General features: G+C 40.9%; 22 protein-coding genes. 7 read left to right on the top strand and 15 right to left on the bottom strand.

Features of this window, described 5'->3' with window-relative positions; translation table 11 throughout:
- Positions 1-44: 44 nt before the first annotated feature.
- The 6 genes from ACFSVN_RS06515 to ACFSVN_RS06490 are packed head-to-tail and all read right to left on the bottom strand — an operon-like array spanning position 45 to position 5,361.
- The gene (locus ACFSVN_RS06515) at positions 45-953 is read right to left on the bottom strand and encodes a Ppx/GppA phosphatase family protein (RefSeq protein ID WP_390300242.1); all 909 of its coding nucleotides are present in this window, start codon (positions 951-953) and stop codon (positions 45-47) included.
- The gene (gene prmA / locus ACFSVN_RS06510) at positions 950-1,786 is read right to left on the bottom strand and encodes a 50S ribosomal protein L11 methyltransferase (RefSeq protein ID WP_390300240.1); all 837 of its coding nucleotides are present in this window, start codon (positions 1,784-1,786) and stop codon (positions 950-952) included. Before prmA ends, ACFSVN_RS06515 begins: the two co-directional genes overlap by 4 nt.
- Complete coding sequence (locus ACFSVN_RS06505) at positions 1,786-2,754, bottom strand: M28 family peptidase (RefSeq protein ID WP_390300238.1); 969 nt, start codon at positions 2,752-2,754, stop codon at positions 1,786-1,788. Before ACFSVN_RS06505 ends, prmA begins: the two co-directional genes overlap by 1 nt.
- On the bottom strand, positions 2,747-3,511 hold the full coding sequence (locus ACFSVN_RS06500; protein WP_390300236.1) for an SDR family NAD(P)-dependent oxidoreductase: 765 nt from the start codon (positions 3,509-3,511) through the stop codon (positions 2,747-2,749). Before ACFSVN_RS06500 ends, ACFSVN_RS06505 begins: the two co-directional genes overlap by 8 nt.
- 12 nt (positions 3,512-3,523) lie before the next feature.
- The gene (locus ACFSVN_RS06495; protein WP_390300234.1) at positions 3,524-5,050 is read right to left on the bottom strand and encodes an amidase family protein; all 1,527 of its coding nucleotides are present in this window, start codon (positions 5,048-5,050) and stop codon (positions 3,524-3,526) included.
- Positions 5,051-5,067: 17 nt separating this feature from the next.
- On the bottom strand, positions 5,068-5,361 hold the full coding sequence (locus ACFSVN_RS06490; protein WP_390300232.1) for a Sec-independent protein translocase subunit TatA/TatB: 294 nt from the start codon (positions 5,359-5,361) through the stop codon (positions 5,068-5,070).
- A gap of 77 nt (positions 5,362-5,438) precedes the next feature.
- Here ACFSVN_RS06490 and ACFSVN_RS06485 point away from each other — a divergent pair, with 77 nt between their 5' ends.
- The 4 genes from ACFSVN_RS06485 to rlmD all read left to right on the top strand — a co-directional run bounded on the left by ACFSVN_RS06485 (position 5,439) and on the right by rlmD (position 10,120).
- Entirely contained in the window at positions 5,439-5,693 is a 255-nt protein-coding gene (locus ACFSVN_RS06485) for a DUF2795 domain-containing protein (protein ID WP_390300230.1), read from the top strand.
- 127 nt (positions 5,694-5,820) lie between these two features.
- Complete coding sequence (locus tag ACFSVN_RS06480) at positions 5,821-8,142, top strand: BamA/TamA family outer membrane protein (protein WP_390300228.1); 2,322 nt, start codon at positions 5,821-5,823, stop codon at positions 8,140-8,142.
- Between the two features lie 16 nt (positions 8,143-8,158).
- The gene (locus ACFSVN_RS06475) at positions 8,159-8,707 is read left to right on the top strand and encodes a cyclic nucleotide-binding domain-containing protein (protein WP_390300226.1); all 549 of its coding nucleotides are present in this window, start codon (positions 8,159-8,161) and stop codon (positions 8,705-8,707) included.
- Positions 8,708-8,710: 3 nt separating this feature from the next.
- Positions 8,711-10,120 carry a 23S rRNA (uracil(1939)-C(5))-methyltransferase RlmD gene (rlmD, locus tag ACFSVN_RS06470; protein WP_390300224.1) on the top strand — a complete coding sequence of 470 codons (1,410 nt, stop codon included), beginning with the start codon at positions 8,711-8,713 and terminating at the stop codon, positions 10,118-10,120.
- Between the two features lie 19 nt (positions 10,121-10,139).
- On the opposite strand, the gene ACFSVN_RS06465 is transcribed toward rlmD, so the two are convergent.
- Positions 10,140-10,949: a UbiA prenyltransferase family protein gene (locus ACFSVN_RS06465; RefSeq protein ID WP_390300222.1), complete on the bottom strand. Its 810-nt coding sequence runs from the start codon at positions 10,947-10,949 to the stop codon at positions 10,140-10,142.
- A 105-nt stretch (positions 10,950-11,054) separates the two neighbouring features.
- Between ACFSVN_RS06465 and rsgA the strand changes: the two genes are divergently transcribed.
- Both rsgA and ACFSVN_RS06455 read left to right on the top strand, forming a co-directional pair.
- Complete coding sequence (gene rsgA, locus ACFSVN_RS06460; protein WP_390300220.1) at positions 11,055-11,960, top strand: ribosome small subunit-dependent GTPase A; 906 nt, start codon at positions 11,055-11,057, stop codon at positions 11,958-11,960.
- A 92-nt stretch (positions 11,961-12,052) separates the two neighbouring features.
- Positions 12,053-13,180 (top strand): DUF6588 family protein, encoded by a 1,128-nt coding sequence (locus ACFSVN_RS06455; protein WP_390300218.1) that lies wholly within the window; start codon positions 12,053-12,055, stop codon positions 13,178-13,180.
- A 79-nt stretch (positions 13,181-13,259) separates the two neighbouring features.
- Here the strand turns inward: ACFSVN_RS06455 and ACFSVN_RS06450 are convergent, their stop codons facing one another.
- The 8 genes from ACFSVN_RS06450 to ACFSVN_RS06415 all read right to left on the bottom strand — a co-directional run bounded on the left by ACFSVN_RS06450 (position 13,260) and on the right by ACFSVN_RS06415 (position 20,430).
- Positions 13,260-13,982 carry an ABC transporter ATP-binding protein gene (locus tag ACFSVN_RS06450; protein WP_390300216.1) on the bottom strand — a complete coding sequence of 241 codons (723 nt, stop codon included), beginning with the start codon at positions 13,980-13,982 and terminating at the stop codon, positions 13,260-13,262.
- 6 nt (positions 13,983-13,988) lie between these two features.
- A complete protein-coding gene (locus ACFSVN_RS06445) occupies positions 13,989-15,362 on the bottom strand; it encodes an efflux RND transporter periplasmic adaptor subunit (RefSeq protein ID WP_390300214.1) in 1,374 nt (457 codons plus the stop codon).
- Positions 15,363-15,388: 26 nt separating this feature from the next.
- Entirely contained in the window at positions 15,389-16,768 is a 1,380-nt protein-coding gene (locus ACFSVN_RS06440; RefSeq protein WP_390300212.1) for a TolC family protein, read from the bottom strand.
- A gap of 123 nt (positions 16,769-16,891) precedes the next feature.
- Positions 16,892-17,278 (bottom strand): hypothetical protein, encoded by a 387-nt coding sequence (locus tag ACFSVN_RS06435; RefSeq protein ID WP_390300210.1) that lies wholly within the window; start codon positions 17,276-17,278, stop codon positions 16,892-16,894.
- Position 17,279: 1 nt separating this feature from the next.
- Positions 17,280-17,687, bottom strand: coding sequence for a phage holin family protein (locus ACFSVN_RS06430; RefSeq protein WP_390300208.1), 408 nt, complete (start codon positions 17,685-17,687; stop codon positions 17,280-17,282).
- 6 nt (positions 17,688-17,693) lie between these two features.
- Complete coding sequence (locus ACFSVN_RS06425) at positions 17,694-17,906, bottom strand: hypothetical protein (RefSeq protein WP_390300206.1); 213 nt, start codon at positions 17,904-17,906, stop codon at positions 17,694-17,696.
- A 69-nt stretch (positions 17,907-17,975) separates the two neighbouring features.
- The gene (locus tag ACFSVN_RS06420) at positions 17,976-19,199 is read right to left on the bottom strand and encodes an ABC transporter permease (protein WP_390300204.1); all 1,224 of its coding nucleotides are present in this window, start codon (positions 19,197-19,199) and stop codon (positions 17,976-17,978) included.
- A 1-nt stretch (position 19,200) separates the two neighbouring features.
- The gene (locus tag ACFSVN_RS06415; protein WP_390300202.1) at positions 19,201-20,430 is read right to left on the bottom strand and encodes an ABC transporter permease; all 1,230 of its coding nucleotides are present in this window, start codon (positions 20,428-20,430) and stop codon (positions 19,201-19,203) included.
- A 137-nt stretch (positions 20,431-20,567) separates the two neighbouring features.
- Between ACFSVN_RS06415 and bshB1 the strand changes: the two genes are divergently transcribed.
- Complete coding sequence (bshB1, locus tag ACFSVN_RS06410; protein ID WP_390300200.1) at positions 20,568-21,311, top strand: bacillithiol biosynthesis deacetylase BshB1; 744 nt, start codon at positions 20,568-20,570, stop codon at positions 21,309-21,311.
- Positions 21,312-21,316 lie beyond the last annotated feature (5 nt).

Here is a 21,316-nt window from a genome sequence, read left to right as displayed (position 1 = left end):
ACAGAATAATCTAAGCGCCATTATCATATATAATGGCGCTTTTTTTATGCTTTTAAAATTGCCCCGTGCCTGATCCCGCCGGTAGAAACGATCAGTTCACTCAAGCCTTCCTTCTCCATAAATCCTTCAAGTATCAACATGCCCGCCATAAAAATATCAGCTCTCCCCTTTAGATAAACAGGATGTTTCTTAAAAAGCTCTTCATTCGGCGTGACAGCAAATTGATCGATAACTGAACGAATGTTTTCTAATTTTAAATGGAATCCATTCAACCTTTCAGGTTGGTAATCGCTTAGCCCCAAAGTTATTCCTGCGAGTGTGGTAACGGTTCCTGCGACTCCAACCAGAATAGAATCCTTTTGCAGCTCAAAAGGACGGTCAGCCAATAAGTTTTTGATCTCTTTTCTGCAAGTCTTGATCTGATTCTCGCTGGGAGGATCATTTTTAAGAAAACGCTCCGTAAACCGAACAGAACCCATATCAAAAGAATGCGCATCGGATATTTCTGATCCCGCAAGAACAGCGATTTCGGTACTCCCTCCTCCAATATCTATGATCAATACATTGGAGGTTAGATCCTTCAGTACTGAAAGAGCACCTTGTGCCGTCCATTCAGCCTCCTCTCTTCCTGAAAGAAGCCGGATATCAAAACCCGTTTGCTCTTTCACGGCTTTCATGAACTCCTTTCTGTTTCCGGCATCTCTAACTGCGCTGGTTGCTGTAACTGTTACCGTTTCGAGGTCCGGATAGTCTTTTGCAAGTAGTTCTTTATATTCATTTAAAGCAGAAATAACACGTAGTGTGGCTGCTTCATTAATATTCTTATCGGCTTCCACTCCCTTACCCAGTCTTGGCACCCGGTGCTCCTCATGAATTGGTTTAATTACCCCCTCTTTTAATTCTCCAATCAAAAGGAGGACCGTATTTGTACCTATATCGATCGCTGCTCTCATGACTTAAATAACAGGGCTATCCATTCATCATGCCTTCGGGTATCAACATGGGTAAGTTTTTTCAAGGAAGGCTGATTTAACATCACCTCTTCGTCTTCTTCTAACAGCCCTGAGAGTAGAAATTGTCCACCATCATTCAGGAATTTGAGTAGTTCCGGGATCAGTTCTATCAATGTATTACGGTTGATATTCGCAAGGATCACATCAAATTTTTCACCTTCCGGTATTACTTCCGTTGAGCCAAGCCTGACTTCAAAATTATCCACTTCATTCAATAAAATATTTTCCCTGGCATTGGTCTCGCTCCATTCATCAATATCGAAACCAAATGCTGAATGAGCCCCCAATTTAAGGGCTGCAATGGCAAGAATTCCGGTTCCCGTTCCGGCATCCAATACTCTATTCCCTTCATAAATGACTTCAGGCAACCACTCCAGCATCACGCGAGTAGTTGCATGATAACCGGTACCAAATGCCATCTTTGGATCGATCATCAATTCGATCTTATCATCGAGTTCTCCGTCAAAAGTTGACCAGGATGGATGTACATAAAACTTACCAATGGTCTGCGGCTTAATGCTTCGCTCCCATTCTTCATTCCAATTTTGAGGAGCAATGATCTTTTCACTCAAAATGGAAGCTTCTCCACCGAACGACATTAACTTTTTCTCGATCTCTTCTCTCTTTGTATCATCAAATCTATTGGAAGGAATTGTTGCTAAAAGCAGATCATCTTCCTGTTCAAAACCCTCAAAATCAAGATTAAAGAGTTCAGCAATTAGCAGTTCATGGAAGTCATCCTGAAGAGATATTCGAAGTTCTACATATTCCATTATAAACGGTTATAAATGAGTTCTGCCATTACATCGCCGACGGCTTGCAGGGTTTCCTTGCTGATGATCTCCATGTTATCATTATGAGTATGCCAATATGGTGCAAACTCCGTACCTCCTCGCTCATTGCGACTGTGATTAATGATATTAATAATAGGTATTCCTGCCTGTTCATTCACTATCACATGATCATCAGAAACAGCAGCTCCCTGTTCATTCAGAAAATAATGATCATACCCTTTTTCAGAAGCAATATTCCAAACCTCATCTACTAAATTCGGCGCGTAACTCATTGAATATTGCTCTTTAGGAAACTGAGCATCTTCAGCGCCAACCATATCCAATAAGATGCCAAAACGAGGGCTATATCCCGGTACGGGTGGATTATTTGACCAGTACCGAGAGCCTAAAAAGTATTTTTCCAGGCTTCCTGATTTCCCATAGTCTTCTCCATCGAATAACACAATATCTACTCCAATGGGTGGCGGGTTATCTTTGAAAATTCGGGCCAGCTCAAGTAAAACGGCTACTCCACTTCCACCATCATCCGCTCCAACAATGGGTTCGTCTTTTCGGGTTGAATCTGAATCCATATCTGCCCTCGGGCGACTGTCCCAATGAGCACTGAGCATAATTCTGTCAGGTGAACTCAGGTTGAATGCAGCAATTACATTTCCAAGTTCAAGGTTTTCTTCGTATCCCTCAGCTGTAAATTTCTGAGTAAATACTGCATTTGAGCCCGCATAACCACGAAGTTTCTCTTCAAAAAATTCCATCGCCTTACGATGAGCTTCAGAATTTGGAACCCTCGGGCCAAAATCCACCTGTTGTTGTACAAAAAGATAAGCTGAGTCAGCATTAAAAGACGGTACTTCCCTCCCCTTTTCAGAGAATTTTAAACCGGGAGTATCAGAATTTGAGCAGCCGTAGATCAGGATCAGAAGAAAGAGTGAAATCCATTTATTCATTTCGATGTACCATTGTTGCTGAAGATTGTGCGACCGGATAGATGATGGTATCCATAATATTTACATGAGCCGGGCGATTGGCCACAAATACTATGATCTCAGCAATATCCCGCGCAGTTAATGGCTTCATGCCTTTATATACATTAGCAGCCTTTTCTTTATCACCATCAAATCGAACTTCACTGAATTCCGTTTCAACTAAACCCGGAGACACCATACTTACCCTGACATTCGTCCCATGCAGATCTTTCTTAGTGGATTCAGTGATCGCTTTAACTGCATGTTTGGTAGCTGAGTAAACAACTCCCCCCGCATAAGATTCATGTCCTGCCGAAGAACCAACATTGATGATATGACCGGAATTCAGATCTTTCATTCTGGCCGAAATTAATCTTGATAGATACAACAACCCTTTCACATTGGTATCTATCATGGTATCCCAGTCTTTAAAATCAGCGGCAAAAACAGGGTCTATACCTTTTGATAATCCTGCATTATTGACCAGTATGTCCACATCAACATTAAGTGCATCTACAAATTCCCGGCAAGCATCAGCATCCTGAACATCAAATGATGCCGTTGTAACCTTGATCCTTAACCGATCTTCAAGGTCATTCTTGATCTCTTTAAGGCGTTCTTTTCTTCGACCGGTTATGATCAGATCCACGCCTTGTTCCGCAAATAGCTCTGCGGTTTTAAATCCTATTCCGGCTGTAGCACCGGTAATAATTGCAGTTTTTCCGACCAGCCTGTTCATAGAATTAGGGTTTTAAGATAATTTAAGTTCTACGAGTCGCCCGGCATTCAATATTTTGGTTTCCTGAAAACTATCAGCCACAAACTGAATACCATAAGGTAATCCATTGCTATGTGTCCCAACCGGAACACTGATTCCACAAATACCGGCTAAATTCGCACTTATGGTGTACACATCATTCAGATACATTTGAATGGGATCATCTTGTTTTGATCCAAGTTCAAAAGCGGTAGTTGGTGCAGTCGGACTCACGATCACATCTACATTTTTGAATGCTTCTTTGTAATCATCTTGAATAAGTCGGCGCACTTTTTGAGCTTTGCCGTAATAAGCATCATAGTAACCGGCACTCAGCACATAGGTTCCAAGCATGATCCTGCGCTTGACTTCATCGCCAAAACCTTCGGTTCGGGATTTTTTATAGAGACGGATCAGTGGAGTATCAAGCTTAGCAAGTTTTTCCTGAATTTCGACTTTCGCATCACCTTCAGCTATTTCAAACTGCTCTTTCAAAGCTTTTTCTTCCTTTTTCAACTCATCGAGCATTTCATCTTTATCTGCTCGATGTCCATATCGAATACCATCATAGCGAGCCAGGTTACTAGAAGCTTCAGCAGTAGCTAAAACATAGTAAGTAGCAATTCCGTATTTGGTATGAGGTAATTTTACGGGCACTAGTTCAGCGCCATCGGCTTCAAGATCTTCAAGAACCTTATTCACACCGGTCTTGATCTCTTCATCCAGACCTTCACCGAAAAACTCATCCGGTACACCTATTTTAATATTTTTCCTGGGATTCTGAGCTGCATATACATAATCCTCTTTTTCAATTTGTGAAGAGGTGTTATCCATTTCATCAAAACCTGCGATAACTTCTAAAACCCGTGCTGCATCTTCTACTGAGTGAGCCAGTGGCCCAATACAATCAAAGGAAGAAGCAAATGCAACCAAACCATAGCGTGAAACACGGCCGTATGTCGGCTTCAAACCCACCACTCCACAATAAGAAGCGGGCTGACGGATAGATCCACCGGTATCAGAACCAAGTGTAACCATAGCCATATCTGCGGCCACTGCGGCGGCGCTTCCCCCCGAAGATCCTCCGGGCACTTTGGTTGGATCATGAGGGTTTTTAACCGGGCCAAAATTACTGTATTCATTAGCTGAACCCATGGCAAACTCATCCATGTTCAAACGCCCGATAAGAATAGCATCTTCATTCTTCAGCCGTTCGATAACAGTAGCATCATACACGCTTTCAAAACTCTCCAGCATCTTTGACGCACAAGTTAACTTCTTTCCTCGCTCAGAAATCACATCTTTTATACCCATAACCACTCCGGCAAGCTTACCGGAAGTGCCATTATCGATCTTTTTCTGTACCTCTTCGGCACGGGTTCTGGCGGCATCAAAATCAGTATCAACATAAGCATTGACCTTCGGATTTTGATCTTCGATCTGCCGGATGTAATGTTCTACAATGTCACGAAGTTTTGTTTCTCCTGATAAGACTTTTTCGCGAGTCTCTGAAATAGTCATGTAGTTCAAATCTGCTTTTATTTACTCTTTGATGAGGTTTCTTCGTGATTAGCGGCGTCGTTGATGTCGCGGGAACTTTCTTCAATTTCTTTCTTTATATCTTTAGAAGCCTGACGGAACTCCTTAATGCCCTGGCCTAATCCACGGGCTAATTCAGGAATTCTTTTTGCTCCAAATAACACTAACACCATGATGGCGATAATCAGAATTTCAGGGGCACCTAAACTATTAAACATTAAAATATTCCTCTTAGGATTTAGTTGATGTATTTGTGCGAAGATAACAATATTTTCGGCACGAATTTGGAACAAAAATTTTATTTATTCACTTGTGTTTTATTCACACTTGTGTTTATTACACTCATACAATTTAAAATAATTACATAACTATGATTTGGACTGTTGAATTAGCCGCAGCTTTAGATGATGCCCCCTTCCCGGCAACCCGAGAAGAACTTATTGAATGGGCAGAACGTAATGGCCTGCCTACTCAGGTTATTGTTAATCTTGAAGAGCTCGAAGAAATAGAACAAGGTGAAGAACCTGTATATGAAGGTATAGAAGATATCTGGCCTGATTACATTCGTAAAGAAGACTTTTTCCATAACGAAGAAGACGAAGGCTTCGACTACGACGACGTTTAATTATAAAATCCTTTTATCAGAGGCAGCGGTTGTCAAATAAACCCGGTAACCGTTTTCTGTATCACCCTTGCTTACATCTACTCCCCGACTTCTTACAATCCTTTCTTTACTGTGTATTTTTACATGGATGGATTTTATTTATCCTGATGTGATTTATGCTCAAACCATCGAAGAGCAAACAAACACGGAAGATGTTGTCCGCCGGGTCCGTTTTTCCGGCAATGATAATATAAAAGACCGTACACTTACCACATTGGTACGTACCCGTACTAACAGAGAGTTTCTAAGCATACCAAGGTTCACACCCTGGTATTTTATATGGAGAGTCTCTAACGGTAGATTTGGAGAAGAACCGGCTTACCTTAACCGGCAGGTTGTGGGTAACGATATAGAACGTTTATCTCTTTATTATCAATCTCTGGGATACCTGGACGTGAATGTTGATACCTCTATCGTCGAATACAGGAGTAATAGAATCGAAGTATCATTCATAATTGATGAAGGGCCTGCTTATCAGATCGGAACAGTATCCTACTATGGAATGCCTGATTTCGCGGAATCTCAAAAAAAGTTCAACTTTCTTTCTGACAGTGAACTGACAAGGGGACGAATTAATGATACGACCTTCACCGTAAACAGGCAGTATAATTCTCAGAATTTAAGTATTGAACAACAGCGTATAATTACATTCCTGAAAAATAATGGGTACGCCTCTATACAACGTGATTCAGTTATAGCTTTGGTGAAAGAAGACTCTACGGCAGCAAATACACTTGATATCCGATATAGAATAAACCCCGGCAAGACCTATACCTTTGGTGATGTTCGGGTTCGACTTACCGATACTGAACCTCCCGTAGATTTTTCCGAGCAAGACACCCTTATCGGCCCACCCCATACGGCTGATTCCATGCATACTATCTTGCTACAAAAAGAACCGGGAGCACAATCTAAGTTCAGGCTTCTGCATGATCAGATCTTATTTCGTCCGGGTGACACATATAATCACTCTTTATATCTGGAGACTGTAAACGAATTTCAGAACCTTGGTATGTTATATATTCAGCGTTTCAGCCAAAGTGAAGAACAGGCTCAACCTGATTATAGCAAGGACGCGATTCCGGCTTACTTTGATCTTCAAACCATCACAAAACACAGTATCTCCTCTGAGGTATTTGGGATGAAGCGGTACGGATATGGAACCGGTTTTGGGATAGATTATAATAACAATAATGTATTCGGAAATGCTGAGAACCTTATTATCGGAGCTAATGCCAGTTTTGAATTTGTGAGCCCCAGTGTATTGGAAGAGATCGATACCACGGCCACCCAATCTTCGGTTTTTCGGAGTTATGAGCTGCGAGCAGATTATTCCGTGCCTCGTATAAACTTCCCCTTCGCTTTTCTGGATAACCGACCGGGGTTTAGAAGCGGTGTTACCCGATACCTTCTGTCCTATAGTCGTTCCGATCAACTGCTATTTGATATCAATTCAGATGTAGGATTCAATATGAGGTACGAAGTAGATCACACTTCTAACTTCTCAAGCTTCTTAGACCTCATTGAACTCGATGTGGTTGATACAAATCCATCTGATTCCTACATCAGAAATCTGATCAATGAATTTGGAGAGAATTCTTTTGTACTTCAGCGAATTCTGGAAGACTTCAATCCACAAGTTTCCTCTATAATCCGATATACGTTTAGGAGTCAGAATACCGATCTTATCAAAAGAAATCGCGGGTATTTCAGCGAGTATTCCATTTCAGCCGGTGGTAATATTCCCTACCTCATTGATAAACATATCACTACTCCGGGTACACTCGAAGGAAATGTTCCCAGCTTATTTAAACTCAGTGACAATAGTTTGAGATATAGCCGCTTTTTTAAACTTTCAGCAGATTACCGGCGATACTACCCCATCTCAAATACCGGTGTATTTGCGTGGAGGTTCTTTGGCGGATTTGCACAACCCTATGGAGGCTCTACGTCAATCCCACTTAACAGAAGATTCTTTGCCGGTGGCAGTAACGACATCAGAGGCTGGGCGCCATTCCAACTTGGTCCCGGTGATATTTCTACAGATAATGTGAACATTCCCGGAGGGGAAATTAAGCTGGCTGCTTACACCGAATTACGACAGACTTTCATCCGTGATTTTTTAGGTGCTAACTGGTATGCAGCCCTCTTTGCCGATGCCGGCAATATCTGGTACGGACCTCAAAACGATTTCAGGGATGAAAACAATGAAGACCGCTTAGAACAAGGTCGTTTCAAGTTTGACAATTTCTATAATCAAATAGCCGTAGGCAGTGGCCCCGGACTTCGTCTCGATTGGGAATATGTGGTAGTCAGGTTTGATTTTGCGTTCAGGTTACATGACCTTCAGGCTGGTTGGTTAAACAATAAGCAACTATATTTCAGCTTCGGTATCGGTCATTCCTTTTAACCTAACATCAGGTGCTATGTTTGATAAATTAAAACATCTAAAAGACCAGTCTAATATTGTTTTTAAGTCAACTTTCTTGGCTAATCTGAATCCTGCTGAACGCTATGAGTTCTTGCAACTTTGCCATCGCCGCAGTTATAAAGAAGGCGAGTATGTATTCTATAAAAATGACCCGGGTACAGGTATGTACTTCATTGAAAGCGGAAACATTCAGCTTACTATAGGTACACCTGATCAGGAAACTCCTGATGAGATCATCTCTCAACTGGAACTAAAATCACCGGATAGCTTCGGTGCACTTTCTATCGGGTATAATCTCCGGCGAAAATCTTCGGCTAAATGTATGACCGATTGTGATCTGCTGGGATTCTTTAAGCCTGATTTCGAAGTACTGAGAGACCGGCACCCACAAATAGCTGTTAAATTTTTACAAACACTTACTAATATTGCACTTCGCCAACTTGAAACAACATCTAAGAAACTGGCAGAATTGGCCAGTGAACAAGTGGCATTGAATATTCAATTTAAAACGTATTACGAAGAAAGTCGCGAGGAATCCGCATAGATTATGGCGCTAAAAAAAGGTCAGGTAGTAGAATTAGATATTATTAACGCTGCATTTAAGGGAAAAGGATTAGCTAAGGTTGACGGTCTTGCCGTTTTTGTACCGAATACAACGCCGGGTGATAAAGTAAAGGCCCGGATCATCAAAAAGAAGAAAAAGCACCGCGAGGCCAAACTCCTTGAGATCCTCGAACCAAGCCCTCATCGAATTGAACCAAAGTGCAGACATGCGAGCGTTTGCGGAGGTTGCAGCTGGCAGCATATACCTTATGAAAAACAGCTTGAGTATAAAACACAACAAGTTCGTGATCACATAAGCCGTATTGGTCACCTGAATGATTCCATTGTTAAACCCGGTGTAGGTGCTGAGAAAGAATTTTACTACCGAAATAAAATGGAATACAGTATAAGTTCGCGAAGGTGGTTGACCGAGGAGGAAATTCAGAGCGACGAATATGTGGATGACTCTGCTTTTGCTGCTGGGCTCCATGCTCCCGGCAGGTTTGATAAGATCCTGAACTTGAAAGAATGTCACCTCCAGGTACCGGAATCATTTGAGATCTTAGATTTCGTGCGAAACTACTGCATTGAGCATGGAATCACTCCTTACGATACGTTTGAGGATTCCGGTTTTATGCGGCATGTTATGATCCGTAATTCTCATCACACCGATGATTTTATGGTAAACCTGGTAACCTACAAGGACGATCAGGGCATCATGAATAAAATGAGTGAGGCTTTATTGAAAGAGTTTCAATTCATCACTACCGTTGTAAATAATGTGAATGACACCAAGAGTCCTACAGCAGTTGGAAGGTTTCAGCATGTACTGTACGGCCCCGGATTTATTGTAGATAAGATCGGCGATTTCACCTTCAAAATACACCCTAATGCATTCTTTCAAACTAATACAGCTCAGGCTGAAACACTCTATGAGATTGCCCGCAATTACGCCGAATTAAAAGATGGCGATATTGTATATGATCTATATTGCGGAGTAGGAACCTTGAGTTTATTTATGAGCAAGCCCGCTAAACATGTTCTCGGAATAGAGCTTGTTGATGTAGCGGTTAAGAACGCAAAATTTAATGCTAAAGAGAATGGAGTGGAGAATGTCTCTTTCATAAAAGGAGATATGAAAGATGTGTTTACTCAGGATGTTGTCAATGAATACGGTGCTCCAAATGTGCTTATTACTGATCCCCCGAGAGCAGGAATGCACCCCGATGTAGTAGAACGGTTGTGCGAGCTGAAAGTACCCAGAATTGTGTATGTGAGTTGTAACAGTTCTACCATGGCCAGAGATCTTAAGGAATTAAATTCAGTGTACGAAATTGAAGAAGTTCAGCCGGTAGATATGTTTCCTCAAACCTACCACATTGAAGCTGTGGCTAAACTGAAGCTAAGAGATTAGTACAATTGTGAGATCTCATTTATAGCCATAGCATAAGGAATAACCACACGATCGGCATACTTTCCACAAAGAATGAAGCGTAAAACTCCCCCTGCTCTTCTCTTGCTCCCATCAGCAATACCAAGGTCAAACCAAAAGTGATCAGGCTTGCATATAAATGTGCATCAGCCAGATAAGTTTGATTGATGGCTATAATTCCTGAAATAACCAGAAGTATCACGCCCAGCCATTTCGTTTTTGAAACTCCAAGTTTTTGGGGAAGTGTCCCCAAATCCGTTTTATCATGTTTCAAATCCCTGATCTCAAAAGGAAGTGTCAATGCTATTACAAAGAAAAAGATCTCCAGACATTGATAAAATACCTTTGGCCTGAAATTTAGGTTATGATATTCGAGAGGGAGCAAAACTGATACCCCTATCCAAACTATAGCTATGATAAAGATCTTAATGCCATACAGGCTTCTAAGATTTCTGCTTTTATACAAGGGAATAGCGTACAAAAGTGTTAATACCCCAAAGACACCGGCCATGATAAGTACTTCCATTGGAAGCATTAAGCCAAAATACCCTGCTCCTGACACACACAAGATAGAAAAACCCCTTATCAGGTTGATATGAGGTGTGATATTCAGGTTATGATGATTGGATATGCCTGCATACTTTACAAAATTATATCCAACAATGGTCCCAAAGAAGATAAACAGCAGCAATGTGGGTTCAGGTACAAAGCCGAATTCAAAGACTGTTACCACCGCAAGACATGTTACTGCTAAACCCACATGAATGCTGCTATGTATGTAAAACCTGAAAATGGCATAGATAAATTTCATAGTCAGAACTTAGAGAGCATTACTATGAAATCATAACATTCTTAGTGATCTGTAAAGTTCTTAATATATCCTTGTTAATCCCCACTTCTTCCGTATTTTTGGCGCATGCAAAAAGGACGTGTCATACAATCCACCGGAAGCTGGTATCTCATAGATACCGGAGAAAAAGTTGTAGAATCCCGACTTCCGGGACGCTTTCGGCTTGAAAATAAACAAGTAACCAATCCTATCGCCGTGGGAGATCTGGTAGATATCGTCATAAATGACGATGCGTCAGGGAGCATTGAAAAGATCCATCCACGCGAAAATTATATCACCCGACAGGCAACGCACAGTAAAAAGGGGGAACAGATCCTTGTTTCTAATTTAGATCAGGCTTGTGTCGTACAATCCATTAAAAAACCAAGGGTTAAAGAGGGCTTCATCGATCGGTTTTTAGTTACTTGTGAAGCTTATGAAGTTAAGCCTGTGATTATCATTAATAAAATGGACCTGGCCAAAAGCGGTGGAAAAGCTTTTGCAGAAGAACTCAGAGAACTCTATACCGAACTGGGCTATGAATTTTTAACTACCAGTATCCAAGATGAAGAATCACTAAAAAAACTTAAGGAGCTTCTGAAAGAAGTAACTTCTGCTTTTATCGGCCCTTCAGGTGTTGGTAAAACCAGTTTAATAAATGCCATTGATCCCTCCTTTGATCTTAAGGTCAATGAGGTTTCTGATTTTTCAAACAAGGGGAAACACACCACTACTTTTGCCCGGCTCATCCCACTTAGCTTTGGAGGCTACATTGCAGATACTCCCGGTATTCGTGAATTTGGGCTCGTTAATATTCAACCGTGGGAACTGTCGCTTTTCTTCCCTGAAATGCTCGAACCCAGACAACATTGCCAATTCAGTAATTGCACCCATGCTCACGAGCCAAAATGTGGTGTAGCTGAAGCTTTTGAACGAGGTGAAATCGCAGCAAGCAGGTATCAGTCTTACCTGAATATGCTTGATTCACTTTAAAAATGGTATTTGCCTCTTAAATTTGGTATTCCCTATCTCAAAAATTATCCACACATTAGAACATAACATTAAACAACAATCAAGGAGTACAAATGCTTAACAGATACAAAAAATTAATAAAAAGCTTATGTGTTATTACTGTCATAAGTTTTACTACAGTCGGAACTTCCTATGCGCAGCTCGATGATGCAGGTGCAATTCTAAGAGCCGGAGCTGATGATGCGAATACCTTAATGAAAAGCTATATATCCCCTTTTGGTAAAGGATTTGGAGCCAATCTGAATACAGGATGGTTCAATACCGCACAAACTCATAAAACACTTGGGTTTGATCTTAGCATTAACGTAGCGGCAGCCATTGTCCCCAGTTCAGGTCAATCTTTCAACGTCAATGATCTTACTTTCGATGAACTTGAATTGATATCAGGAAGCCCTGAAGCCCCTACCATTAGCGGAAACGAATCTTCAAATACTGAAATGGGGATCACCTATACAAACCCCCAAACCAGCCAAGAAGAAACATTAACGAGCTTTTTTATACCAGGCGGAACAGGATTCCCATATGTTCCTTCACCAATGATACAAGCAAGCCTTGGTATCATAAAAGACACTGACATTACCGTTCGATATGTTCCGGAAACAGATATCGACCCTATTGATGGTTCTGTTGGTTTATTTGGTATTGGGGTTAAGCACGGAGTTAACCAATGGCTTCCAGGAGGTAGTGCTCTTCCTGTAGATATTTCGGTTCAGTTCGGATATACTACCTTTGATTCCAATGCAGGTTTTGACGTACAACCTCAAGATGACCCTGATACATATAACCAATATGAGAACCAACCTTCTACGTGGGAAGGACAGGGAATTGAATTAGAAACTTCAGCAACAACTTTTAATGCTATAGTAGGTAAAACACTACCAATAATATCTGTTTACGGAGGCGTTGGTCTTGAAAGTTCAACTACTACCATAACCTCGCCAGGTTCATATCCTATTACCGTTCCGAACGAAAATTATAATAATATCGGCGATCCTTCTTTTGGGTTCCCAAAAGCAATTGAACGGGTCGACTCTCCTGTTGACATTGAAATAGAAGGTGACAATTCATTTCGTGCATTTGCCGGTACAAGAATTAAACTAGCTATTTTCCAAATTTCCGCCAGTTATACATTATCCAACTACTCTTCATTTAATGTAGGATTTGGAATTAGCTTCAGATAATAAATACTATACTTGATATAATAAAAAAGGCGCTCAATGAGCGCCTTTTTTATTTCTGCTAAATTAGTTCATGGTATTCTTAAGCAAACTGATATCCGGCCAGTATTGGATTCTCAACCACTTGATCTGTTTCTATGAGTCCATCTCTGAGTCGTACTATACGACGAGCGTGATCTGCGATCTCCTGCTCGTGAGTCACAACAATGATCGTATTCCCTTGTCTGTAAAGTTCTTCAAACAGCAACATGATCTCTTCCCCTGTCTTAGTGTCGAGGTTTCCTGTAGGCTCATCTGCTAACAAAATGGAGGGGTTATTCACCAATGCTCTCGCAATGGCCACACGCTGGCGTTGACCGCCTGACAATTCATTTGGCTTATGATCTACCCTGTCTCCCAATCCAACTTTTGTAAGTACTTCTTTAGCACGTTCTTTTCGCTCAGCAGATTTCATGCCCGCATAGATCAACGGGAGCTCTGCATTGGCAAGACAAGAAGTTCTTGGAAGTAAATTGAAGGTTTGAAAAACGAATCCAATTTCACGATTCCGAACCTCAGCAAGTTCGGCATCATCCATCTCACTTACCCGGTTATTGTTTAGAATATATTCTCCGGAAGTCGGGGTATCCAGGCAACCTATCATATTCATTAATGTTGATTTACCTGAGCCCGAGGGTCCCATGATGGCTATATATTCGTTTTCCTTCACATCAAAACTGACACCTGCAAGTGCATGCACCTCCGTGTGTCCCATTTGATACACTTTCGTAAGATCAGTGATCTGGATGACCGGTTTCTTAGTCATGGGTAATTAATTTAAAGCTGCTAATTTGTTATTTACTTTTACTTTGTCGCCGTCATTAAGGCTGTTTGAAAGTGTTCTGTAACTGCCGATCACAACTTCTTCTCCTGCCTCCAAACCTGAAAGTATCTGGATATGAGAATTATCGCTGATACCGGTTTCAACTTCTCGACGTACCGCTTTTCCATCCTCAATTACAAAAACCACTTTTCGGATATCTTCTTCCTGGATCATAAGACCTTCATCCTGACTACTTGCCAGCACTATCTCTGCTGAATCTGATTGTGCGTTCTCAGAGGAACGGTCTTCGGCAAAATCACGGACGGTAACTGCCTGAATAGGTACTGAAACTACATTGACTGCCGTTTGTGTCTCAACATCTACTGTTGCAGACATTCCGGGTCTGAAGTTCGGTACAAACATTTGCTCAGGATCTTCAGAGGTTTCTGTCCGAACCATTTGCTCGGCGCTGCTATCCAAATTATGTGGTGTTACAATCCGGACTTTAACCTGATAATTGGTAACCTGCTCATTGGTACCACTGCCGGTAACACGTGCGGAATTTGCAATTTCAGTAACTACTCCGTTGAAGTTACGCTCTGGATATGCGTCCACTTCAATTCTTGCAGTATCAGCATAATTCACATTCACAATATCATTTTCATTTACTTCGACCAATACTTCCATACGGTCTAATAAGGAAACTCTCATCATCTCGGTTCCTGCCATTTGTGCGTTCCCTAACACACGTTCTCCTTCTTCAACAGCCAAACCTGTAACGGTTCCGTTTTGTGGAGCTCTTATCACAGTTTGCTCAAGCTCTTCCTTTGCCTGTCGCAACTGAGCCTCAGCACTTTGGATCTGATACCTTGCTGCATTAAGACTTGCTGTTTGGGAATCAAATTCAGACTTGGACTGTATGTACTCCATTTCTGATATCAGATCTTTCTCATACAAGGTTTTGTCTCTCTTATAGGCTGCCTCTGCCCGGATAAGAGCTGCACGAGTTTGTTCAAGTCTTGCTTTCTGAGTGAGCAATGCTGCATTTAGGTTGTCGATTTGAGCCTGATATATATCGGGTTTGATACGAACAAGAAGATCACCTTCACGAACAAAATCCCCTTCATTAACTGCAAGCTCAATGATCTCTCCTGAAACATCAGGTCGGATTATAACTTCGATCTCCGGTTGTACTTTACCGGATGCTGAAACCAATTGCGTTATGGTCTTCAATTTGGCAGTGGCTGTTTCAACCTCCTTCCCGGTATCTTCAGTTCCTATTATACCTGTGACCCGAAGAACAAGCCCCAATGCGATGATTACCCCTAAAACACCCCCAACCCAAAGAAGTGTCTTTTTGCTTGATGATTTTTTCGTATCCATATACCTATCCTTGTTATGAGTCTGTTCTAAAATTCGATACTGTCACCGCTTAGCTTCCCTAAGTAGTAATCCAGTAGTTTTTCTTGAAATATGAGATTATACGTTGCCTGTGTGTAGTTAGACTGAGCTTCAACATAACTTGCTTGTGCCTGGCTAAGCTCTATCAATGTACTTGAACCGACATTGTACCGTTCTTGCTGAGTCTCAAAAGCTCTTTCACTGGCTATCAATGATTTCTCTGAAGCTGAAAGCTGTTTTTGATAAGAGGTATAGTCATTGTATGCCTGTGTTACTTCCTGAATTACCTGAAGCCTTGAATTATCAAGATTCAATTCAGCATTCTTAAGCTGAACTTTGGAAGACTCTATATTATACATTCTGTTCCAGTTCTGGAATATTGGTATGCTTACTGAAAAGCCAAAAGAACGGTTTATCCTTTGGTCAAAAAACTGATCACTGAAGGCTACACTTTCTCCTAAAAGTGAATACTGATCACTATAAGAAGTAGACAGACCGGCATTCGCAGAAACTGACGGAAGCAAGTTATTCTTCGCAATTTGAAGCTGATATTCAAGTGATCGTATATCTGCTATTGTACTTTTGAGATCCGAACGGTTTAGCAAAGCCTGATCTATTAATTCACTTAAGGAATAACTTTCTAAAACTTCAGTATTAATTTCTGATTCCATTTCAGGCACTGTAAACTGATAATCGCCCATCGGGTCTATTTGCAACTGCCGTACCAAAAGGATCTTACTGAACTTAAGCGAATTCTCTTGCTGGGTTAAAAGTAACTCTTCATTGGCTACCTGAGCTTCTTGATTGTAGAGATCTACCGTTGGTCGTGACCCTACTTCAACCTGTGCCTGAACCTGCTCTAATTGTTTTTGGGAATTTTCTAAATTCTCTCTTCTTATTTCAAGCAACTCCATGTCTAATAAAACCTGAAGGTAATTTGAGGCCGTATTAAATATCACCTGCTCCCTTGATCTTCGTAGGCTTTCCTCATCAGATATCTTCGATTGTTCACTGGCACGGAGTGAATTTATATTCTCAAACCCGTTAAACAGCGGAATATTTGCACTCAGGTTACCGGAGATTGATTGTGAGGTAATATCAACAAAAGGATCCAACCCTTCACTGAAACGGTCAGAGATAAACTGCTGTCCTGTTCTTCTCGAACCACTTAAATTCCCATTTACTGAAGGAAGGAAATCTGCATATTCACTTCTGATTTGATGATCTGCCAGATCTAAGTTGTTTCTTGCTTGTTTAAGCTGATAGTTATTCTCAAGCGCTATTTCTATTGCTTCTTGTAAAGTAATAGTGCGTTGTTCTTGAGCAAGGGCAGAACTTGCAAATAGGAATACAGCAAAAACAAGTGAGGATGATATATATCTTTTCATGATTAATATTCGTTTTGGTATTAACGGGTTGGTACACGATAGTGGACGAAAATAGTTACATAATAGTTGGCCTATTTTCGATTTTTATATCCTTTTACAGGTAGGAACTAAAGAATTGTAAAATCAATTGCCTGAAGAGGCTTTCTTTTCTTTCAACGAAGCTACTTTATCGTCCAGATAATCCATTAGAAGGCTGAGCCCTTTCTTAGCAATGATACGTTTCAGTTCTCTTGAAATACCGGAGTCGGAAAAACTATTACCGGTATTACTTTCCTTTGATGATATTCGATTAGAATACTTGCGCTCTCTACCCAATAAAAACCCAGCAACTAAAGACGCTCCTACAATTGGTAAAGGATACTTACGTATTACATTTTTAGGATCCATGTTCGAAGACACACCCTCTTTCACATCATCAATAGACTTGTCTATTCCGTTTTGTATCCGGACCAATTCTTCTTCAAGTTCTTTTTTCTTTCTCTCTAAATTCGATAGTTTGACTTCAGACATTTCAATTATGTTCTTTTTTTGAATTTTCTTTTGAAGGGAGTTCTTTAATTGGGTCTTCTTCATCCAATGAATTGATGAACTCGGCTAATATCTGGTTTTGAATAGATCTGACTATAGCCTTGGGCTTAAGGATTACCAATATCAAACCCATGATAATAAATGGTGATGCAACAATGGCATAACCGGCCCACATCTCATCTAACACCTCTCCAAGATATATAGCAAGTGCCGTCATCCCGAAAATCAATCCTATGGCAAGAATAGTATATCCAACCAGACTCTGAATAGATTTCCCGATCCAATAGCTAACCTGATCTCCAAAATTTAATAGTGTGAGTTCCAGCTTGGTCTCGATGTAATCTTTCAATTCATGAGTAACATTTTTAATTCGTTTTCCTAAATCATCCATTTTGGATCAATCGTCTGATGTGAAAATTTTAGCTGCTATATAACCCACTGCTAACCCAATAACCACTGATTTAATAGGATGTTTACGAATTGTATCTTCAGTTTGATGCTTCATCTCCTCTAAACGGATTTGCAGTTCTTCATCTTCCAGGATCTCCCGTCCTTTACCGATGGCGCTATCCAGTCTTTCATTTAAATTTTGAATGATCTCTTCGTTCATAATGCCCTGTATTTTTTTATTTAATATAACAAATTGCAATGGATGCTTAAATCATTCCATTGCAAAAAGTTATTCGTAGCGTAAACTTTCTATCGGATCCAGCTTTGATGCTTTATAAGCAGGGTAAACACCGAATACCAACCCAATGATAAGCATTCCAAAAAAGCCTCCTGCTACCGACCAAATTGGGATCACTGCTTCTGTTTCGATCCAAACAGCCATCAGGTTACCCACTCCTATTCCTAAGATCATTCCAATAATACCACCGATCTGACAAATAAAAACAGCTTCCATTAGAAACTGACTTACAATGGCTTTACGGGTAGCTCCTACTGCTTTTCTAACTCCAATTTCCCGGGTACGCTCTGAAACGGAGACCAGCATAATATTCATGACGCCAATACCTGCGCCCAGTAAAGTGATGAATCCTATTGCAAATCCGCCTATGTATAATGCTGTTGTGAAGGTATCAAAAGTCCCTGATAAGGTTTCGTTGGTTGAGATCTCAAAATCATTATTCTCACCAGGATTTACTTTCCTTATCACACGTAATATACCGGTGATCTCTTCCACCGTTTCATCTATAAAGTCGATCTCGGGAGCACGAACCTGAATGCTTATATTTCTATTAGCTCCATATACGTTAATGGCTGTGGTATAAGGTATAAGAACAAAGTTATCAAAAGACTGTCCAAATATTTGTCCTTTCGCTTCTAATATACCTATAACAGTATATGGTTTTCCACCAAATCGAATTTGCTTTCCTATGGGGTATTCATTCTTGAACAATACATTCTGAACATCCTTGCCGAGGATAACAACATTTCGTCCATATTGAATATCGTCACCGGTAAAATTACGTCCGTCCTCCAGTTCATAAGAATTATTGTTTAAATAATTTTCATTACTCCCGGAAATTCGAACATTAGGTTCCGTTTCTTCATCACTAAATGAGATCTTTGCAATACCAAAGGACTCATTTGGACTCATGCCCCGGCCTATTCGCATCTGTTCTTCCAGCTCTTCAGCTGTTGTAAAATCAATATCCTTCCTGTTTCGGATGTCATCACTCAGCGATCCCATCTGCACAGAGGGTGTTTTGGAAACATTGATCACATCTGTTCCCATAATACTCATGGTATTCTTGAAATAATTATCTAAAACCGCCACAGCCGTTGTTGATACAATGACTGAAAACACTCCGATAACCAGAGCCAAAAGCGTTAGGAAAGAACGAAGTTTGTTAGCCTTCAACGAATCGTAGGCCTGTATAGTAGTTTCTTTAATTCTCATTTTACTCAAACCTTAATGATTCAATAGGATCTGATTTTGCAGCCCTGTAGGCAGGTATAAAACCAAATACAACTCCAACTATGGTACATATGCTAAAACCGAGCACTACCACACTCACATTCATAACTGCAACAAAAGCCTGGTTGATCAAAATAGTAAGACCTCCGGCAAGAGCTACCCCTATTATACCCCCCAACAAACAAATCGCAATTGCTTCAAGCAGGAACTGAGTCATGATCTCCCATGATTTTGCGCCAACCGCTTTTCTGATACCGATCTCTTTAGTTCGCTCTCTAACCGAAACAAACATAATATTCATTACACCAATACCACCGATCAGTAAAGAGAGTCCGCTAAGAATAAAACCCACTGCATATATTCCCGCCTTCATCCCTTCAAGCTGTTGTTTAAAGGCTTCCGGCTTATTCAGGGCAAAATCATTATCCTCTGTAGCATCAACCTGGCGGATCCTTCTCATAATACCTTCAAGTTCATATTCCCCCTCTCTGAGAGCAGCCTGATCCGGAAACTGTACTCCGATTTGTATCCCCGATCGTAATCCATAGATCTGACCAAAAGCGGAAATAGGAATAATGATCCTGTTATCGGTATCCTCAAGCCCCATGAATTTGCCTTGCTTTTCCAACACCCCGACTACTATGAATTTCTGCCCGCCAAGCCTGATTCTTTTACCCAGCGGATTTTCCAGCTCAAATAGTGATTCATTCAGAGTATTCCCTATCACAGCTACTTTAGCCCCTGATCTGACCTCTTCCTGAACAAACATTCGTCCATCTGCAATATTCAACCCTTGAATCTCTAAATAATTGGCAGTAGTCCCGGAGAGCCCAACATTTTCAGCAGTTTTCCCATCGTACCGAATACTTGTACCTCTATTAGCTGCAGCAGTAACATTATTCGCATATCTGCTATACTCTCTGATCTGATCCACATATTCCAGTTCCATTTCCTTGCGGTTTCGGTACTCCCACCACTTGTATTCGCCACCCATTCCCCAAGGCCATTTCTCAACATAAACAACATTCTGCCCCATCATCGACATACTTTTTTCAAAAGTAATGTCCATTCCGGTTGTCACAGAATCAACAATGGTCACCATAGTTATTCCGATGATGATACAAAGCGCTGTAAGTATGGATCGTATTTTATTTGTTTTAAGAGCACTGAGGGCAATTTTAAACCCTTCCGTAAAGCTGTTTAATATTCTCATAATAGTTTTTAGATGATCAGTTTATGCCTGTACGAGAACAACAAAATTTCGTTACACTGAAAGTGAAATAAATCTAACTTCTTTTCATCTTTATTGATGCCACAATTATTCCTTACTTTCGGGAAAAAATAAAGATCATGAAATTAGACGTACTTGTTTTCGCCTCCCATCCTGATGATGCCGAATTGAATTGCGGGGGAACTATTGCAGCCCTCACCAACTCCGGGAAAAAAGTTGGGATCATTGACCTCACTAAAGGGGAAATGGGTACCCGCGGTACTGAAAAGACTCGTTCCGAAGAAGTCAGAAAAGCCTCCGGCATCCTGGATATTTCATACAGAGCCAACTTAGACCTGGGGGATTCTCTTCTTCCGAACACAAGAGATAATCAGCTTAAGATCATAGAGCAGATACGGTTATCTAAACCCCATATTTGCATTACCGGAACTCCTTTCGACCGACACCCTGATCATCCCAAAGGTACAAATTTGGTACTGGATGCACTCTTTTATTCCGGATTAAAGAAGATCAAAACTATTGGGAAGAATGGAAAAGAACAATCTCCGTGGCGGCCTGCTCACATTCTGCACTACATGCAAGACCGGCCTTTCGAACCTGATTTCGTATTTGACATATCTGATCATTGGGACACCAAGAAGAGGGCTGTCCTGGCATTTGATACACAGTTTAATGTAAGCGAACCCGGTGATGAACCTGAAACCTATATTTCATCTGAGAACTACTTTAAGCAGCTGGAAGCACGTGCCAGATATTTCGGGCACCTTTCGGGATTTGAATTCGGAGAACCCTTTAAGTATTACCTGTCTCCCGCTCCGCTCAAAAGCATGGATGTATTTTTTGAACACACTCCAAAACGCTGACAAAA

Source organism: Gracilimonas halophila (assembly GCF_042684365.1).
Lineage (GTDB): Bacteria > Bacteroidota > Rhodothermia > Balneolales > Balneolaceae > Gracilimonas > Gracilimonas halophila.
Note: the sequence above shows the minus strand (reverse complement) of the source record. Positions and strands in the feature narration are given on the sequence as shown.

Excerpts from the sequence above, each read along its gene's own strand:
- ACFSVN_RS06440 (WP_390300212.1), bottom strand. The coding sequence starts at position 16,768 with ATGAAAAGATATATATCATCCTCACTTGTTTTTGCTGTATTCCTATTT.
- prmA (WP_390300240.1), bottom strand. The coding sequence starts at position 1,786 with ATGGAATATGTAGAACTTCGAATATCTCTTCAGGATGACTTCCATGAA.
- ACFSVN_RS06445 (WP_390300214.1), bottom strand. The coding sequence starts at position 15,362 with ATGGATACGAAAAAATCATCAAGCAAAAAGACACTTCTTTGGGTTGGG.
- ACFSVN_RS06515 (WP_390300242.1), bottom strand. The coding sequence starts at position 953 with ATGAGAGCAGCGATCGATATAGGTACAAATACGGTCCTCCTTTTGATT.
- ACFSVN_RS06475 (WP_390300226.1), top strand. The coding sequence starts at position 8,159 with ATGTTTGATAAATTAAAACATCTAAAAGACCAGTCTAATATTGTTTTT.
- ACFSVN_RS06465 (WP_390300222.1), bottom strand. The coding sequence starts at position 10,949 with ATGAAATTTATCTATGCCATTTTCAGGTTTTACATACATAGCAGCATT.
- ACFSVN_RS06495 (WP_390300234.1), bottom strand. The coding sequence starts at position 5,050 with ATGACTATTTCAGAGACTCGCGAAAAAGTCTTATCAGGAGAAACAAAA.
- ACFSVN_RS06430 (WP_390300208.1), bottom strand. The coding sequence starts at position 17,687 with ATGGATGATTTAGGAAAACGAATTAAAAATGTTACTCATGAATTGAAA.
- ACFSVN_RS06435 (WP_390300210.1), bottom strand. The coding sequence starts at position 17,278 with ATGTCTGAAGTCAAACTATCGAATTTAGAGAGAAAGAAAAAAGAACTT.
- ACFSVN_RS06425 (WP_390300206.1), bottom strand. The coding sequence starts at position 17,906 with ATGAACGAAGAGATCATTCAAAATTTAAATGAAAGACTGGATAGCGCC.
- bshB1 (WP_390300200.1), top strand. The coding sequence starts at position 20,568 with ATGAAATTAGACGTACTTGTTTTCGCCTCCCATCCTGATGATGCCGAA.
- ACFSVN_RS06455 (WP_390300218.1), top strand. The coding sequence starts at position 12,053 with ATGCTTAACAGATACAAAAAATTAATAAAAAGCTTATGTGTTATTACT.
- ACFSVN_RS06485 (WP_390300230.1), top strand. The coding sequence starts at position 5,439 with ATGATTTGGACTGTTGAATTAGCCGCAGCTTTAGATGATGCCCCCTTC.
- ACFSVN_RS06500 (WP_390300236.1), bottom strand. The coding sequence starts at position 3,511 with ATGAACAGGCTGGTCGGAAAAACTGCAATTATTACCGGTGCTACAGCC.
- ACFSVN_RS06480 (WP_390300228.1), top strand. The coding sequence starts at position 5,821 with ATGGATTTTATTTATCCTGATGTGATTTATGCTCAAACCATCGAAGAG.
- rlmD (WP_390300224.1), top strand. The coding sequence starts at position 8,711 with ATGGCGCTAAAAAAAGGTCAGGTAGTAGAATTAGATATTATTAACGCT.
- ACFSVN_RS06505 (WP_390300238.1), bottom strand. The coding sequence starts at position 2,754 with ATGAATAAATGGATTTCACTCTTTCTTCTGATCCTGATCTACGGCTGC.
- ACFSVN_RS06420 (WP_390300204.1), bottom strand. The coding sequence starts at position 19,199 with ATGAGAATTAAAGAAACTACTATACAGGCCTACGATTCGTTGAAGGCT.
- ACFSVN_RS06415 (WP_390300202.1), bottom strand. The coding sequence starts at position 20,430 with ATGAGAATATTAAACAGCTTTACGGAAGGGTTTAAAATTGCCCTCAGT.
- rsgA (WP_390300220.1), top strand. The coding sequence starts at position 11,055 with ATGCAAAAAGGACGTGTCATACAATCCACCGGAAGCTGGTATCTCATA.
- ACFSVN_RS06450 (WP_390300216.1), bottom strand. The coding sequence starts at position 13,982 with ATGACTAAGAAACCGGTCATCCAGATCACTGATCTTACGAAAGTGTAT.